This window comes from Streptococcus sp. A12 (genome assembly GCF_905372335.1).
Classification (GTDB): Bacteria; Bacillota; Bacilli; order Lactobacillales; family Streptococcaceae; genus Streptococcus.
In genome coordinates, this window is the sequence record NZ_CAJPOU010000032.1 from 1 (window position 1) to 16,449 (window position 16,449).

Sequence of the window (16,449 nt, forward strand, 5' to 3'; positions counted from 1 at the left end):
GCTTCAAAGTGACGAATCAAACGATCTACAGGATGCTCAAATCCAACCTTTAATACCCCCAATTTCTCTCCACGGTTTAAGGCCAGGGTTCGGTAGCCCTGCATATTTGCAATCTTCTCAGAAAAACAATAATAGATTTGGAAGACTTGCTTCTCGTCTTTGCTTTCATCCTTGAGACTAGAGGTGATTAAAGAGTGTTTGCGAATCTCCTGGTAGGTAAGGTTGCGCAATTGTGGGTCTTCTGCAATGGCTTCGACCAAGATATCGATAGCACCAGAGATTGCATCCTTTACAGTTGGAAATCCTTCAGATAGGAATTCTTCTGCTGCTGTTTCTAAGTCCTTTTGATCTTGCAGAATCATCCGAGCAAGTGGGAAAAGTCCTGCCTCACGCGCAATGGTTGCCTTGGTCCGGCGTTTTTCCTTGTAGGGAAGATACAATTCTTCCACATCCGCCAATTTTTCAGCTTGCTCAATCGCTTCTTTTAAGGTTGGGGTCAATTTCCCAAGCTCTTCAATCTTAGCGAGAACAGTTTCTTTCCGATCGGCTAAGGCTGTTAAAGACTTGTCCATGTCGATAATAGCTTTAATGGCTACTTCATCTAAATTACCCGTAGCATCTTTTCGATACCGAGCGATAAAGGGGATGGTGGATCCCTCTGCTGTCAAGGTCAAAACAGTATCAATTTGTTTGAGACTGACGCCCAATTCTTGGGCTATTTTTTCATATTTTTCCATAGCTTCTATTATACCATAGAAGGCCTTCTATACTGCTTTTTCATCTTACTTTTGGACTTGATTTTCCCCTCTTTTTTGAGAATTTGATATAATGAGAAAAAAAGAAAAGGAGACCTATCATGGCGATTAAATTTTCAAAAACAGATGATTTAGACAAACTCTTTGAGGAATTTGCTGTCTTCCCAGATCCCCCTCAAGTCACTTTACCAGATGACAAGAAGAATGAAACAACAGGGGAAAAAGTGCGGAAGGATTCAAACAAATGAGTTTCTTCCAACAGTTGCCAACCAGTGTCCTTCAGGCTGGAGCGATTTTTCTTTCGATTATGATTGAAGCCCTTCCCTTTGTTTTGATTGGAAGTATCATTTCAGGGGCGATTGATGTCTACATCACCCCTGAAAAAGTCTACCGAGCCCTTCCCAAAAATAAATGGGGGAGAATTCTATTTGGGACCTTGATTGGCTTTATTTTCCCTTCCTGTGAGTGTGGTATCCTCCCCATTATCAATCGCTTTTTAGAGAAGAAGGTGCCTAGCTATACAGCTGTGCCCTTTCTAGTGACAGCCCCGGTTATTAATCCCATTGTCCTCTTTGCCACTTATTCTGCCTTTGGCAATTCTATTCAAATGGCTCTCTTACGAGCGATCGGCTCTATCCTGGTAGCGACTGTTCTTGGGATTTTCCTAGGATTTTTCCAAACAGCTTCTATTCAACGGGCCAACCGCAAGGAAGTCCATCTTCATGACTTTTCAAAACTATCTGCCGGTCAACGCTTCTTCCAAGTGTTCGTGCAGGCCATTGATGAGTTTTTCGACACTGGACGCTATCTGGTCTTCGGTTGTTTATTTGCCAGTGTGGTTCAGGTTTATGTGCCAACTCGCGTGCTGACTTCTATTTCAGCGACGCCACTCCTAGCCATACTCCTCCTTATGCTTCTCTCCTTCCTCCTCTCCTTGTGTAGTGAGGCGGACGCCTTTATCGGCTCCTCCCTTCTCTCGAGTTTTGGCTTAGCTCCCGTTTTAGCCTTTCTGGTTATCGGACCTATGCTAGACGTCAAGAACCTCTTGATGATGAAGAATTATCTGACCAATCGCTTTATTGTCCAATTCATTAGCATCGTCAGCCTCGTTGTCTTGGTTTATGCTTGGTTTGTGGGGGTGGTCCTATGATTCGATTTCTCATTTTAGCAGGCTATTTCGAAATTACTATGTATTTGCAGCTTTCTGGTAAGCTCAACCAATACATCAATATGCACTATTCCTATTTAGCCTATATCTCTATGATTCTTTCCTTCCTCTTGGCTGTCGTCCAGCTCTATATTTGGATGAAGAATCTGCCCGTTCATAGTCACCTCACCAGTAAAAAAGCCAAAGTCATGAGTATTCTTCTGCTCCTGATTCCCTTGATTGTAGGGATCGGCTTCCCGACAGTGACCTTGGATTCCCAAACGGTTTCAGCCAAGGGCTATCATTTTCCCATCGCGGCTGGCTCTTCCAAAGATATTCAAAATGATGAGGGCACAACCAACCAATACCTCAAGCCAGATACTAGCAGTTATTTTACCAAATCTGCTTATGAATCCGAGATGAGGACTGCAGCCAAGAAGTACCTCAAGCAAGATCATATCCAGATCACGACAGAAAACTATATGGAAGTCATGGAAGTGATCTACGACTATCCAGATGAATTTGCTGGAAAAACCTTTACCCTAACCGGCTTCATTTATAAGGATCCCCAGGATCCGGGCAGTCAGTTCCTTTTCCGTTTTGGAATTATCCACTGTATCGCTGATTCAGGAGTCTATGGTTTGTTAACCAAAGGAGCCTCCCAAACCTATGACGACAATACCTGGGTCCAGGCTACTGGAACTCTCAAGATCCAATACCATAAACAACTAGGCCAAACCCTTCCTATCCTAGAAATAAAGGAAGCCCACTCAGTAGAAAAACCAACAAATCCTTATGTCTATCGGGTCTTCTAAAGTCCGTTAAACATCTCTCGGTTGTGACCTTTCGGTCCAACCTTTTTTAGTGGCTTCTTCCACGTTCATTCTCTTTTAAAGTCTGAATCCTTTTACTTTCAAAGAGAAATTTTCTGAATTTTATGGTAGAATATGGTTTATCAAGTTAGAAAATAGGTATGAACATGTCCTCAAAAGTAATTGTAACCATTTTCGGGGCCAGTGGTGATTTAGCTCAACGCAAACTCTACCCTTCCCTTTTTAGACTCTATAAAGCTGGAAATCTTTCCGAGCATTTTGCAGTGATTGGAACTGCTCGTCGACCTTGGAGCAAAGAATACTTTGAATCCGTTGTCGTTGAATCCATTTCGGATTTAGCAGACAGTCCTGAACAGGCGCAAGAATTTGCCAGCCATTTTTACTACCAAAGCCACGATGTCAATGATACGGAGCACTACATCAAGCTTCGTGAACTTCAAAATCAGCTCAACGATACCTACCAAGCTGAACATAATAAACTCTTCTTCCTATCCATGGCACCTCAATTCTTTGGTACGATTGCCAAACATTTGAAATCTGAAGGCATTGTGGATGGAAAAGGCTTTGAACGTTTGATTGTTGAAAAACCATTTGGAACGGATTTAGAAACAGCTAGTCAGCTCAACAAAGAACTGGAAGAAACCTTTGAGGAAGAGCAAATTTTCCGGATTGACCATTATCTTGGTAAAGAAATGATCCAGTCCATCTTTGCCCTCCGCTTTGCCAACCTAATCTTTGAAAACATCTGGAACCGTGACTATATCGACAATGTTCAAATCACTTTTGCAGAACGACTAGGAGTCGAAGAACGTGGTGGCTACTATGATGAATCTGGTGCCCTCCGCGACATGGTCCAAAACCATACCCTTCAACTGCTTTCTCTCTTAGCTATGGACAAACCAGCTTCCTTCACCAAGGAAGACATCCGTAAAGAGAAGGTGAAAGTCTTTGAACAATTGGTCAACCCATCTGATGAAGAATTAAAGAAACTATTTATCAGAGGTCAATACCGTTCTGGAAAAATTCAAGGGAAAAAGGACATCTCTTACCGTAGTGAACCAAATGTCAACCCTGAATCCATGACCGAGACTTTTGCCTCTGGAGCCTTCTTTGTGGATAGCGATCGCTTCCGTGGAGTACCTTTCTTCTTCCGTACAGGAAAACGTCTGACCAAAAAGGGTACCCATGTGAATGTCGTCTTCAAACAAATGGACTCTATTTTTGGTCAGGAAATTGCACCAAATGTGCTCACCATCTACATTCAACCAAATGAAGGTTTCTCTCTCAGTGTCAACGGAAAAGAAGTTGGCGAGCAGTTCCAGATTGCTCCCATTTCCTTCGACTATGTAACAGAAGCTACCGCAACCGGTGCATCTCCAGAGCCTTACGAAAAGTTGATCTATGATGTCTTGAACAATGACTCAACCAACTTTAGTCATTGGAACGAAGTTAGAGCCTCTTGGAACTTAATTGACCGAATCGAACACATGTGGGCTGAAAATCAAGTCCCTCTTCATGAATATAAATCTGGAACCATGGGACCTCAAGCTTCCTTTGACCTCTTGAAGGATTACAATGCGGAATGGGTCTGGCAACCAGCAATTGAAGAATAAATTGTCCGACTGACTAAAAGTGCAACTTAAAAACTCATCTCTTTCTAGAGATGAGTTTTTTGCTTATATCAAGCCTTCTAACAAGCCACGCATAAAGTTTTCAGAATTAAATTCACCGATATCATCGATTTTTTCACCAAAACCAATTAATTTCACTGGAATATCCAATTCTTCTCGAATCGCAAGAACCACTCCTCCTCGAGCTGTTCCATCAATCTTAGTAAGGACGATTCCAGTAATCGGCGTGATCTTAGAGAATTCCTTGGCTTGAACCAGGGCATTTTGTCCTGTAGACGCATCCAAGGCCAAGAAGGTTTCATGAGGGGCTGTAGGATCCACGCGCTTGATAATGCGACCGATTTTTTCTAATTCAGCCATCAGATTGTCTTTATTCTGAAGGCGACCAGCCGTATCAATCATCAAAACATCGACTTGTTCTGCCACTGCTCGTTCCATCCCATCAAAGACCACACTTGCAGGATCTGATTTTTCAGGACCTGTGACAACGGGCACATCCACACGACGTCCCCATTCAGCCAATTGAGCAACAGCTCCTGCCCGGAAGGTATCTGCTGCGACTAGCATCACTTTTTTCCCTTCCTTCTTGTACTTATGAGCTAGTTTTCCGATAGAAGTGGTTTTCCCAACGCCATTCACTCCGACGAAGAGCATGACGGTCAAGCCGTCCTTGAAGTTGATTTGCTCATTATATTGGCCATCTTTTTCGTAGAGATCCACCAATTTTTCAATGATCACGCGACGCAAGGCATCCGGCTTTTTGGCATTTTCCAAGCGTGCTTCATAGCGGAGCTCTTCTGTCAGATTCGAAGCGACTTGGACTCCGACGTCACTCATGATCAAGAGTTCTTCTAAGTCTTCAAAGAATTCTTCATCGACAGAACGGAAGTTAGCAAAGAATGCATTTAGGGCAGCACCAAAGCCAGTCCGAGTTTTCTTCAAGCTTCGATTGTATTTTTCTTGAACCGTTTCTGTTGGTTGAGCAAGCTCTGGCTCACTTGTCGTTTCTTCTACTAAAGACTCTTCTTCAACTTCTTCTGAAACTTCAGGTTCACTAGTAGGTTCCTCTACTGGGAATTCTGCTTCAAGCTCTTCTGTATCTTCAGGTTCGCTAGTTGTTTCTTCTACTGGAGTGTCTTCTTCAAACTCTCCTGTTTCTTCTTCTGAACTTTCAGTAGTTGCTTCTTCAATTACTTCCTCGGGTTCTTTGGAAAGATTTGAAGTCTCATCTTCTGTTTCATTCTTTGCAAGAACTTCCTCTACAAGGGCATCTTGAGCTAGATCTGATGAAGAATTCAGAGGCTCTTCTTCAAGATTCTCTTCTTGTAACGTTTCTACTTCTATAGTCTGTTCTTCAGGAACAGGAGCAGGTTCGGTTACTTCCTCAGGAGAGGTATCCTGCTCTAGTTGGGAAGAGCCCTCTTCCTCGATAGCTGTTTCCTGATTTACAGGCTCTTCTGAAGAAACTTCTTCTTCAAAAGATGCTGTCGACTCTTGCGATGATCGTGCTGATTCGGCAGCCATTCGCTCTTTTAATTCTGCATAGTAGGCTTCCATTGCCGAAATCTTTGCTTCATCACTTTGTGAAGCCTTTTGTGATACCGGTGCAGCTGGGGAACTTACTTTCTCAGGGCTTTCCACAAGCTCTTCTGTAAGATCCTGAACTTGTGGTTTTGTTTCTTCTTTTCTTCCAAATAGTCGGTCAAATAATCCCATTATTGACCCTCCTTCAATACATATTCTTCAATAGCTCTTCCGACTGCATCTTCATCATTGGTATAGTCTGAGACTAGAGTGGCAATCTCCTTCACCTCATCCACCGCATTGGCCATGGCGATTCCTAGTCCTGCCCATTTTAACATGCTGGCATCGTTGGCTTCATCTCCAAACGCCATGACTTGGCTAGAATCGATTCCTAAATACTCCACCAAAGCTTCCAAGCCTCGATCCTTTTGCACTCCTCTGGGGCACCATTCCAAGAGCATGTCTCTGGATTTAAAAATCTCAAAACGCTCCCTTAATTCAGGAGAAATCTTTGGAATAGCGCCATCCAAATAGTCCTGTTGAAAGGCTGTTACACACTTATTGTAGGAAATCTGACTGGACAAATCTTCAATAGAAACGGGAATAAAGTTCAAGTAAGGATTATAGAGAGGGTAAAGAGATTCTTGATCAGATACAAGTGTATAAACAACCCCTTCGCTGATGGCATCTAGGGGCAAACCAAGGGCCTCTGTCTCCTCATAAATGCGGACGACATCATCACGAGAGAAAACTGTCTTCGCAATAATCTCCCCTGTATTCTTTTGTACCAAGCCCCCATTAAACGTAATGGTGTATTCATCTGACAAGCCGGCAGTCCCAATCTCTTGAAGCAGAAAATCCATAGCCTTGAGGGGACGACCCGTCGTCAAAACTACCTTGACCCCTTTTTCTTGAGCTGCACGAATGGCAGCTAAGTTCCGAGGGGAGATTTTCTTCTCTGAATTTAAGAGAGTACCGTCCAAGTCTAGTGCGATAACCTTAATCTGACTCATAATTCTTCCTCCATGAAGCGAAGGACAGATCCTGTTGAATGGTGAGCTAATACTTTTTCAGCCAATTCCAAAATCTCTGGACGGGCATTTTCTGGCGCAATTGGATGGCCAACAACCTGCATCATATGAAGATCATTGAGGTTATCCCCAAAAGCTAGGACTTGATCTCGACTAATGCCTAGCTGATCCATTAGTGCTTGGATGGCGACTCCCTTGTCCACATAATCCAAGACAATATCAATGCACTCATAGCCAGTGGTCATAGCCTTAACACCCTCAACATTTTGGGTAACCCAGGCTTCCCCTTCCGCTAATACTTCTTGGTCAAAATTGGTGGTCATCTTAAAGACAAGATCATCAATTTCTGAAAAATCTGACACCATTTGAATATTTTCATTGTAGTTTTGTGAAGCAGCTAGATAGTCTGGATCAACGGTCTTTAAAACATAGCTCCCGCGTTTTCCCGTTAACAAGCACTTATTTTTATCGAAATAAGGACTTTCTTGTAACTTGGCAAACAGAGCTTGGTAAAAATCAGGACTCATGGTCGCTTCATAGACATCTTCACCATGAAACTCAACAACACTGCCGTTTTCAGCTATAAAAATAATCTGATCCTGAACCTCTTTAAAGATTGTCTTCAAAGAGAGGAGAGCCCGACCACTTGCTGCCGCAAAGTAGATCCCTTTTTCTTGAAACTTCTTTAATACCTTTAGGAATAAAGCTTGATCAAATTGATGATTTTCATCCAAAAAGGTCCCATCCATGTCTGTTGCGACTAATTTAATTTCCATTATCCATTCCTTCTATATCTTTCAGCTTCACAGATACAATCTTAGAGACTCCAGATTCTTGCATTGTCACTCCATAGATGGAATCTGCTGCCGCCATGGTTCCCTTACGGTGGGTCACCACAATAAACTGACTTTCCTTATCAAAACGATTGAGGTAATCCCCAAAACGTTTAACATTGGCCTCGTCTAGAGCCGCTTCTACCTCATCCAAGATGACAAATGGAATAGTCTTGACACGAATGATTGAGAAGAGCAGCGCCAATGCTGACAAAGCTTTCTCCCCACCACTCATCAAATTCAAGGATTGAATTTTCTTACCTGGCGGTTGAACAGAAATCTCGACCCCAGCAGACAAGAGATCCCCATCCGTCAAGATGAGATCTGCTGATCCTCCCCCAAACATCTGTTTAAAGGTTATTCGGAAGGATTCACGAATCGCTTCAAACGTAGACTTAAAGCGTTCTTTCACCTCATCATTCATGTCATTAATAGTTTCAAGAAGAAGATTCTTCGCTGCCAAGACATCTTCTCGTTGACCGGAAAGGAAATCAAACCGAGTCTTGACCTCATCGTATTGTTCGATAGCATCAATATTGACAGGTCCTAAGCCTTTAATCGCTTTCTCTAAGTCTTTTAAGGCTTGCTCAGACTGGGCTAGATTTTCTAGTTCGTTGGCCTGATTAGATGCCTCTTCAAAACTCATCTTGAATTCATCGGTCAGAGCTAACATCAATTTATTTAGCTTATCTGCCAAGCGATCACGATTGGATTCTGCTTTGGCCTGTAGGCGAATCCACTCCTCATTTTGACGACGGGCTTGTTCCATATGACCCGCTACATCTTCAGACTGTCCTTCCAAATCCTCTAACTCAAATTGCTTACGAATCACAGCTTGCTCCAGAGCGGTTTTCTCTTGAAGGGTTGCTTGCAGTTGTTTATCAAGGACAGAAACATCGATTTGCTCATGTCGATCTTCTCCTTGCTCAATCGCATATTGGAGAGCTTGGATTTCCCGTTCAGTAGAAGCCAACTCTTGCTGCAAGCGTTCGGCATCTGTCTGGTCATAGGTCAATCGACTCTTCAACTCTGTTTTCTGTAGTTGATGCTTGGCAAAGGCTGCTCGTAAATTTTCAATTTTCTCGACAACGACATCTTTATTGAGCTTGACTTCTTCAATCTCAGCAGTGACTTGCTCTTTTTCCGCCTCAATTTCTTTCAGTCGCGCTTGCAAATGATCCCGTTTTTGGAGGAGCTCCTGGTCGCTACCTTCATCCAGCTCTGTACGGACAAGTTCTAACAGTTCTTGGGCATCCAAGAGTTGCTGGTGAGCTTGCTCAAAAGCCAATTGAAGGCGTTGCTCTCCTAGTCGCGCCCCTTCTCCTTGGCCTTTCAAAGATTCTAGTTTTTCTTGTGATTGGCTCACTTGGTCCTGTTGCTCTTGAACCTGCCCTTCTACTTCTCGCAAGTTCTTCTGAAGAGAGGCCAATTCTTGGTGCAAGCGATCCAGTTCTGGCTTGATGAAAATCGAATTATTGCTTCGATTCGCTCCCCCTGCATAGGAACCACCCGTGCGCAGTTCGGTTCCGTCCAGCGTCACGATACGAACTTGGTAGGCAACCTTGCGAGCAGCCGTCTTGGCGTGCTCAATCGTATCAAAAATAGCTGTGACCCCCAAAAGGTTTTGGAAAATCGACTCGAGGGAAGAATCATAGTCCACCAAACTGCTAGCCATCCCTAGGAACCCTGGACAGGCTTCAATCAGTTCTTGATTCTTTCCTGCAAGGCAGCGTGGTTTAATGGTTGTCAAAGGAAGGAAAGTTGCCCGACCCGAGAGATTCTTCTTCAGATGTTCGATTGCCCGTGTTGCTGCTCCTTCGTCTTCTACGATAATATGCTGACTGCTAGCTCCTAGAGCAATTTCTAAGGCAGTCTGATACTCTGGTGAGAAGGAAAGTTTTTCACTGACAGCTCCCACAATCCCGCCTAAGCGAGTCGCTTCTTGCAAGACACTCTTCACACCCGCATAAAAATTACTATGATTTTTTTGAATCGCCTCTAAACTGTTAATGCGAGCCTGTTTTTCCTTACTTTGATCCAGTAAATCAAACATCTTGGCTTGCGCTTCTTGATAAGCCTGGCGAGCTTCCTCAAACCGTTTTGCCTCTGATTGATAGGTCTCAAGCAAGTGTTTCAGATGCTCTTGAGCTCCTTGATAAGCTTCTTGAGCAATCTGCTCTTTTTCCTGCAATTCTGTCACCATTTGGATTTGATTTTGGTAATCTTCCTTTTTACTTTGTGACAATTGAGCTGAGGCTTCCAATTGATTCTCAATGGTTGTTAATTCGTTTGATCGCTCCGCTTCGTCCTGCATCAAGGCCACGTATTTTTCACGTAAATAATCGATCACCTGATCTGGATCTTCTGAAAAGCTAGCCAACTCTTTCTCCAGACCTTCCAGAGCTTCTTGACTCTTTTCCAGTTCTTCTTGAAGACTCTTTGTATTGACTTGTTTTTCTTCCAACTGGTTCCGAAGAACTTGTAGGCGCTCTTCCAGACTATTGACCCGCTCTTGATTTTCCTGACGACTTCGAGCGACCTGTTGCGACTCCAAGCGTGCCAATTCGATTTGTTTCTCCAAATCACTTAAGAGGCGAGTCAATTCCAAGAGGCTAGCTTGATCATCTGACAATTGGTGTTGAAGGGTCTGACGACTCTGTTTCAATCGGAGACTTTCCGCCTCATACTCTTCTCTTTTCTGGTAATAAGCCTTTAATTGCTCTTGGATGGAGGCTTCTTCTTGGACAGCTTGATCATAATCTTTTTTATTGACTTCAATTTGTGCAATCAAAACATCCAAATAAAGAACTTGGCGTTGTTGATCCAATTCTAAGAAACGTTTGGCCACAAAGGCTTGCTTTTCAAGAGGTTTGATTTGCCCCTCTAACTCAAAAATAATGTCTTCCAGACGGTCCAAATTATCCTGGGTCTGAACCAACTTAGATTCCGTTTCCTTGCGACGCGTCTTAAATTTAAGAACCCCAGCGGCTTCCTCAAAAATAGCCCGTCTCTCTTCTGGTTTGGAGTTAAAGATTTCTTCAACCTTCCCTTGGGAAATAATAGAGAAAGAATCTCTCCCCAGTCCAGTATCCATAAAGAGATCATGGACATCTCTCAAACGGACTTTTTTACCATCAATCTTGTATTCACTATCACCCGATCGATAAATATGACGCTCCACGCGGATTTCTTTAGCAGCCTGTTTGATAAAGCCATCCCGGTTATCCAGTACTACCGTTACGCAGGCGTAGTTTAAGGGTTTCCGAGTTTCAGTCCCTGCAAAAATCACATCCGGCATCTTGCCACCACGAAGGCTCTTGACACTCGATTCCCCTAAGGCCCAGCGCAGACTTTCCGTAATGTTCGATTTTCCAGATCCATTAGGGCCAACCACTGCGGTTACCCCTTGGTCAAAGATGACCCGAGTCTTATCTGCGAAAGACTTAAATCCTTGAATCTCAATTTCCTTTAAATACATGAGGGATCCACCTTATTCTCCACTGCTTTTTTTGCTGCTTCTTGTTCTGCAGCCTTTTTAGACCGGCCACGTCCTTGACCGATGATTTTCCCATTGACAGACACTTGCACTTCAAACTCCTTGGCATGAGCCGGTCCTGATTCACTGGTCACCTCATAGGTAATCAAGACATCCCCATGGATTTGAAGGATTTCTTGCAAGCGCGTCTTATAGTCAATCACTTGCTCAAATTGGCCTGCCTCGACTTTAGGAATCATGACTTGCTGAATGAAGTTCCGCACCATCTCCACTCCCTTATCCAAGAGTAAAGCGCCTAAAAAAGCTTCAAACAAATCTCCTAAGATGGTATCTCGGTTACGTCCACCAGATTTTTCCTCTCCCTTGCCAAGTTTGATAAATTGATCGAAACCACAATCACGGGAAAAACCTGCCAGGCTTTCCTCACGAACAATCATGGAACGCATTTTTGACAAATCTCCCTCTGGTTTACTTGGGTAGAGGGCAAATAAATATTCGGAAATCACTAACTGGAGAACAGCGTCTCCTAAAAATTCCAAACGTTCATTATGTGAAATTTTTAAGAGGCGATGCTCATTCGCATATGAGGTATGTGTAAAAGCTGTTTCCAACAATTCTGTATCGTCAAAAGTCAGCCGAAATTTCTCAGCAAGAAGGTTATATAAGGCTTGCATCACGTTACTACTTTCTTTCTTCATTTATGCATCTGGATTGAATCCTGTGACCTATCCCGTCCAAAAGATACACCCCTCTATTATACCAAAAAAGAGTGCGTCTCGCACTCCTTTCCCTTGTTTTCACGATAGGATTTAGGACCTATTCTGTCCTTATATCATTCTTCTTTATCCGGAATCACTTTGAACAAATAATAACTGATAAAAATAGTTAATCCCAGTAGACCTAATTTCACAAACCTGAGTGGTGCCAGGTAAATGGAAATCCCCATCAAAAGATAAATTTGTAGAATAATTCTTTTTTTCCGCTTTTTGGAGATCGACTTTGTTTCCCGATAATCCGCTACATAAATTTGGTACAACTTGGTCCCATGCAACCATTTTTCAAAGCGTTGAGAACTCTTGGCAAAACAAGCCATAGCTAATAAAAGAAGCGGGGTCGTTGGTAAAATAGGTAATGGAATCCCAATAATCCCTAATCCTAAGGAAATAAACCCTACTGTTATATACACGTATTTCAAACTAACTGCTCCTATCCTTCTACTCATTTTAAGCCTACACTACTGACCTAAAAAGGAGATGAGCTCATCTCCTCTTTTAATCATTTAGATATCTACTAATGGAGTCGCTGTATCTGGAGATGTATCCAAGACGTCAAAATCATGCCCCACTGCTAGATCTGCTCGAGCCAGTTGATTAACCATGGTCATATGGGCCAGTTCCTTGATATTGTTTTCCTTCGATAAGTGGCCCAGATAAATCTTTTTGGTCTTATTGCCTAGGGTACGAATCATAGCATCTGCGCCATCTTCATTAGAGAGGTGGCCCAAATCGGATAAGATCCGTTGCTTTAATCGCCAAGCATAAGAGCCAGCCCGTAGGATTTCTACATCGTGGTTGGACTCGATCAAATAGCCATCTGCATTTTCAACAATCCCTGCCATTCGATCACTGACATAACCTGTATCCGTCAGCATGACAAAGCTCTTCCCATCCTTCATGAAACGATAGAACTGGGGAGCCACAGCATCATGGCTGACACCAAAACTTTCCACATCCAAATCCCCGAAGGTTAAGGTCTTGCCCATTTCAAATAAATGTTTCTGAGAGTCATCGACCTTCCCAAGGTACTTGCTTCCCTCCATGGCCTTCCAGGTAGCTTCATTGGCGTATAGGTCCATCCCGTATTTACGAGCTAGCACACCAACGCCATGAATGTGATCCGAATGTTCATGTGTGATTAAAATAGCATCAAGATCTTCGGGTTTGCGATCAATCTCTGCAAGCAAACCTGTAATTTTCTTCCCGGACAAGCCTGCATCTACTAGAATTTTCTTCTTAGGAGTCTCTAAGTAAAAAGAATTACCACTCGATCCTGAAGCTAAAATACTATACTTAAACCCTTTTTCATCCATTAGTTTTCTTATTCATCCTCATTATCCCATCCATCATCCAGGATAGCATCTTTATCATATGGTAGGACAATTGTGAAAGTAGAACCTTTTCCATATTCACTCTTGGCCCAGATAAATCCTTTGTGTTGCTTGATAATTTCCTTGGCAATGGCCAGTCCTAAACCAGTCCCACCTTGGGCGCGACTACGTGCCTTATCCACGCGATAAAAGCGGTCAAAAATTCGTGGGAGGTCCTTTTTAGGAATGCCTAAGCCCTCATCCGAAATCGAGATAATCAACTGGGCATCTGTTGTTTTCATCCCCACACGAATTTCCCCACCATCTGGGGAATATTTGATAGCATTATTTAAGATATTGTCTAAGACCTGTGTCATCTTGTCTGTATCAATTTCAACCCAGACAGGAGAAATAGGATAATCGCGAACAATATCATATTTCTTCTCGCCAGCCTGGTTCTTCATCTTATCAAAGCGGTTCAAAATGAAGGTGATGAAGGCTGTAAAGTTGGTCAATTCAACATCCAATTGACTGGTTTCATTATCGATCCGTGAAAGACTTAATAGATCCGTCACCATCCGCATCATCCGGTTGGTCTCTGTCAAAGATACTTTGACAAATTCCGGTGCAACTGGCTCCGTAATGGCTCCATCATCCAAGGCTTCCAAGTAAGATTTAACACTGGTCAGTGGTGTTCGGAGTTCATGACTAACGTTGGATACGAATAAACGACGTTCCCGCTCTTCCTTGTCCTGTTCGGTTGTGTCATGCAAGACGGCAACCAGACCAGAAATAAAACCAGACTCTCTCCGAATCAAAGCGAAGCGAACCCGTAAAGAGATATACTCCCCATTTTCATCCTGCGAATCGATAGTCAATTCTGGAACATTGGTAATCAAGTCACGCAGTTCATACTCTTCACTAATGCCAAGCAGATCTAGAATACTGATGTTCATAACCTCTTCGACCACGACATTAAGCTGTTTGGCCGCCATTTCATTGACCAAGATAATTTGTCCCCGACGATTGGTCGCTAAGACCCCATCTGTCATATAGGAAAGAATACTGGTCAAGCGCTTGGTTTCTTGTTCCAGATTTTCATGCGTCAAACGAATCACTTCAGATAAATCATTGATACTGTTGGAAATCTCTGTTAATTCAGGACCCCCTTGTAAATCAATGATATCGGAATATTCTCCAGCAATCAAACTCTTAATTTTATCATTCAACAAGCGTAGCTTCATGTTGTCTCGCCGATTTTCTAGGATCAACAAGGCGACAACAATAATAAATCCAAGAGTAATTAGAACAAAGACAAAATTATAAGAGGTTATGACTTCTTTGATGTAATTAATCATTGTTTCTCATATAGTAACCTACACCGCGGCGCGTTAAAATATACTCCGGACGACCTGGGATATCCTCTATTTTTTCGCGCAATCGACGAATCGTTACGTCCACTGTCCGAACATCACCAAAATAATCGTAGCCCCAGACTGTTTCCAGTAAATGCTCACGAGTCATGACTTGGCCTACATGGGTTGCCAAGTGATAGAGCAGCTCAAATTCGCGATGGGTCAACTCAAGCTCTTTGCCTTTTTTCTGAGCAAGAAAAGCATCCGGAATGATTTTCAAGTCCCCAATCACAATCTCTGAATCTGATGTAGACTCTGTCTGTGATTCTACCGTTAGTTCTGTCCGACGCAACAAAGCCTTTACGCGAGCTTGAAGCTCACGATTTGAGAATGGCTTGGTCACATAGTCATCCGCCCCAATTTCAAGACCGATGACCTTATCAAATTCTGTATCTTTTGCAGAAAGAACAATAATCGGCACATTACTAGTCTTCCGAATGGTACGCGCCACTTCCAAGCCGTCAATTTCAGGAAGCATGAGGTCCAAAATCAAAATATCTGGGTTCTCAGCTTCGAAAACAGCCAGTGCTTCTTTCCCATCGAAGGCAGTCAAGACTTCATAGCCTTCTTTGGCCATATTGAATTTTATAATATCCGAAATCGGCTTTTCATCATCTACAACAAGAATTTTCTTCATACATGTACCTACTTCTATTTTTTCTTTGCTTCTTCAAATCTCTGTCCTTTCATTATAGCAAATTTCTTTGAAAAATGGGAGTTATACTTTGATTTGTAAAGAAAGAGAAAGAAAAAGGTTATGCAATGGAAAAAATAATAATCACAACATAGAGGTCACTAAAACAGCGCTTAAATAATTATTTTCAATCCACAAAAAAAAGCTAGGTTTAAAGCCTAGCTACTCTATCTGTTAGTTTGTTACACGAGACTTGTTAGCAATATCTGCAAGAATCAATTCTACAAATGCATCTACCGGCATGGTTTCTGTTTCTTTTTGACCATAACGGCGAACGTTTACAGCCTTCTCTTCCATTTCCTTGTCCCCAACGATCAATTGGTAAGGAATCTTTTGAGTTTGTGAAGCACGGATCTTGAACTGCATTTTTTCGTTGCGTTCATCCACATCAGCACGGACACCACGGTCACGGAGTTTTTTAGCTATTTCCCATGCGTAGTCCACGTGTTTTTCGTTTGATACTGGGATGAGAGTTACTTGGTGTGGTGCCAGCCATGTTGGGAAGGCACCCTTGTAGTTCTCAATCAAAATCGCTGTGAAGCGTTCCATAGTTGAGATAACCCCACGGTGGATCATAACTGGACGGTGTTCTTCACCATCAGCTCCGATATATTTGAGGTCGAAGCGTTCTGGAAGCAAGAAGTCAAGCTGGATAGTAGAAAGAGTTTCTTCTTTCCCAAGGGCTGTCTTAACTTGGATATCCAATTTTGGTCCGTAGAAGGCTGCTTCACCTTCAGCTTCAAAGTAGTCAACACCCATTTCATCAAGAGCTGCACGAAGCATGGTTTGGGCATTTTCCCACATCTCATCGTTGTCAAAGTACTTGTGAGTATCTTGAGGGTCACGAAGAGAGAGACGGAAGCGGTATTCATTCAAGTTGAAGTCTTCATAAACATCGATAATCAACTGAAGGGCACGTTGGAATTCTTCTTGGATTTGTTCTGGAGTGACAAAGAGGTGACCGTCGTTGAGAGACATTTCACGCACACGTTGAAGACCAGTAA

The 16,449-nt window shown here is 42.8% G+C and carries 15 protein-coding genes; 4 read left to right on the top strand and 11 right to left on the bottom strand.

From position 1 onward, the window contains the following. Window positions 1-737, bottom strand: a 737-nt coding sequence (locus tag QZ158_RS05665; protein WP_293883355.1) for a Tex-like N-terminal domain-containing protein, incomplete at its 3' end; no start/stop codon positions are given. Between the two features lie 119 nt (window positions 738-856). On the opposite strand from QZ158_RS05665, the gene QZ158_RS05670 reads away from it, so the two are divergent. The 4 genes from QZ158_RS05670 (at window position 857) to zwf (ending at window position 4,348) form a co-directional block, all read left to right on the top strand. Then, complete coding sequence (locus QZ158_RS05670) at window positions 857-1,003, top strand: SPJ_0845 family protein (RefSeq protein ID WP_293883358.1); 147 nt, start codon at window positions 857-859, stop codon at window positions 1,001-1,003. Beyond that, window positions 1,000-1,905 (top strand): permease, encoded by a 906-nt coding sequence (locus QZ158_RS05675; RefSeq protein ID WP_293883361.1) that lies wholly within the window; start codon window positions 1,000-1,002, stop codon window positions 1,903-1,905. Before QZ158_RS05670 ends, QZ158_RS05675 begins: the two co-directional genes overlap by 4 nt. Continuing rightward, a complete protein-coding gene (locus QZ158_RS05680) occupies window positions 1,902-2,717 on the top strand; it encodes a TIGR03943 family protein (protein WP_293883364.1) in 816 nt (271 codons plus the stop codon). Before QZ158_RS05675 ends, QZ158_RS05680 begins: the two co-directional genes overlap by 4 nt. 164 nt (window positions 2,718-2,881) lie before the next feature. Then, window positions 2,882-4,348: a glucose-6-phosphate dehydrogenase gene (zwf, locus tag QZ158_RS05685; protein ID WP_048717406.1), complete on the top strand. Its 1,467-nt coding sequence runs from the start codon at window positions 2,882-2,884 to the stop codon at window positions 4,346-4,348. A 63-nt stretch (window positions 4,349-4,411) separates the two neighbouring features. On the opposite strand, the gene ftsY is transcribed toward zwf, so the two are convergent. The 10 genes from ftsY to QZ158_RS05735 all read right to left on the bottom strand — a co-directional run. Then, the gene (gene ftsY / locus QZ158_RS05690) at window positions 4,412-6,082 is read right to left on the bottom strand and encodes a signal recognition particle-docking protein FtsY (RefSeq protein WP_293883370.1); all 1,671 of its coding nucleotides are present in this window, start codon (window positions 6,080-6,082) and stop codon (window positions 4,412-4,414) included. Further along, a complete protein-coding gene (locus tag QZ158_RS05695; protein ID WP_293883373.1) occupies window positions 6,082-6,903 on the bottom strand; it encodes a Cof-type HAD-IIB family hydrolase in 822 nt (273 codons plus the stop codon). The genes ftsY and QZ158_RS05695 overlap by 1 nt, the downstream gene beginning before the upstream one ends. Then, complete coding sequence (locus QZ158_RS05700) at window positions 6,900-7,697, bottom strand: HAD family hydrolase (RefSeq protein WP_293883376.1); 798 nt, start codon at window positions 7,695-7,697, stop codon at window positions 6,900-6,902. Before QZ158_RS05700 ends, QZ158_RS05695 begins: the two co-directional genes overlap by 4 nt. Further along, on the bottom strand, window positions 7,687-11,232 hold the full coding sequence (gene smc, locus QZ158_RS05705) for a chromosome segregation protein SMC (protein WP_293883379.1): 3,546 nt from the start codon (window positions 11,230-11,232) through the stop codon (window positions 7,687-7,689). The genes QZ158_RS05700 and smc overlap by 11 nt, the downstream gene beginning before the upstream one ends. After that, on the bottom strand, window positions 11,223-11,924 hold the full coding sequence (gene rnc / locus QZ158_RS05710) for a ribonuclease III (RefSeq protein ID WP_048689531.1): 702 nt from the start codon (window positions 11,922-11,924) through the stop codon (window positions 11,223-11,225). Before rnc ends, smc begins: the two co-directional genes overlap by 10 nt. 158 nt (window positions 11,925-12,082) lie before the next feature. Next, complete coding sequence (locus QZ158_RS05715; protein WP_293883382.1) at window positions 12,083-12,445, bottom strand: DUF454 family protein; 363 nt, start codon at window positions 12,443-12,445, stop codon at window positions 12,083-12,085. Between the two features lie 84 nt (window positions 12,446-12,529). Further along, complete coding sequence (locus tag QZ158_RS05720) at window positions 12,530-13,339, bottom strand: MBL fold metallo-hydrolase (protein WP_293883385.1); 810 nt, start codon at window positions 13,337-13,339, stop codon at window positions 12,530-12,532. A gap of 8 nt (window positions 13,340-13,347) precedes the next feature. After that, a complete protein-coding gene (gene vicK, locus QZ158_RS05725; protein ID WP_293883388.1) occupies window positions 13,348-14,694 on the bottom strand; it encodes a cell wall metabolism sensor histidine kinase VicK in 1,347 nt (448 codons plus the stop codon). Next, the gene (gene yycF, locus QZ158_RS05730) at window positions 14,687-15,388 is read right to left on the bottom strand and encodes a response regulator YycF (protein ID WP_048689541.1); all 702 of its coding nucleotides are present in this window, start codon (window positions 15,386-15,388) and stop codon (window positions 14,687-14,689) included. The genes vicK and yycF overlap by 8 nt, the downstream gene beginning before the upstream one ends. Window positions 15,389-15,619: 231 nt before the next feature. Further along, the coding region (locus QZ158_RS05735) for a threonine--tRNA ligase (RefSeq protein ID WP_293883394.1) at window positions 15,620-16,449 on the bottom strand (830 nt) is incomplete at its 5' end.

Bases quoted from the DNA above. Each gene is read 5' to 3' on its own strand.
- QZ158_RS05670 (WP_293883358.1), top strand. From the start codon at position 857: ATGGCGATTAAATTTTCAAAAACAGATGATTTAGACAAACTCTTTGAG.
- QZ158_RS05675 (WP_293883361.1), top strand. From the start codon at position 1,000: ATGAGTTTCTTCCAACAGTTGCCAACCAGTGTCCTTCAGGCTGGAGCG.
- QZ158_RS05680 (WP_293883364.1), top strand. From the start codon at position 1,902: ATGATTCGATTTCTCATTTTAGCAGGCTATTTCGAAATTACTATGTAT.
- zwf (WP_048717406.1), top strand. From the start codon at position 2,882: ATGTCCTCAAAAGTAATTGTAACCATTTTCGGGGCCAGTGGTGATTTA.
- ftsY (WP_293883370.1), bottom strand. From the start codon at position 6,082: ATGGGATTATTTGACCGACTATTTGGAAGAAAAGAAGAAACAAAACCA.
- QZ158_RS05695 (WP_293883373.1), bottom strand. From the start codon at position 6,903: ATGAGTCAGATTAAGGTTATCGCACTAGACTTGGACGGTACTCTCTTA.
- QZ158_RS05700 (WP_293883376.1), bottom strand. From the start codon at position 7,697: ATGGAAATTAAATTAGTCGCAACAGACATGGATGGGACCTTTTTGGAT.
- smc (WP_293883379.1), bottom strand. From the start codon at position 11,232: ATGTATTTAAAGGAAATTGAGATTCAAGGATTTAAGTCTTTCGCAGAT.
- rnc (WP_048689531.1), bottom strand. From the start codon at position 11,924: ATGCAAGCCTTATATAACCTTCTTGCTGAGAAATTTCGGCTGACTTTT.
- QZ158_RS05720 (WP_293883385.1), bottom strand. From the start codon at position 13,339: ATGGATGAAAAAGGGTTTAAGTATAGTATTTTAGCTTCAGGATCGAGT.
- vicK (WP_293883388.1), bottom strand. From the start codon at position 14,694: ATGATTAATTACATCAAAGAAGTCATAACCTCTTATAATTTTGTCTTT.
- yycF (WP_048689541.1), bottom strand. From the start codon at position 15,388: ATGAAGAAAATTCTTGTTGTAGATGATGAAAAGCCGATTTCGGATATT.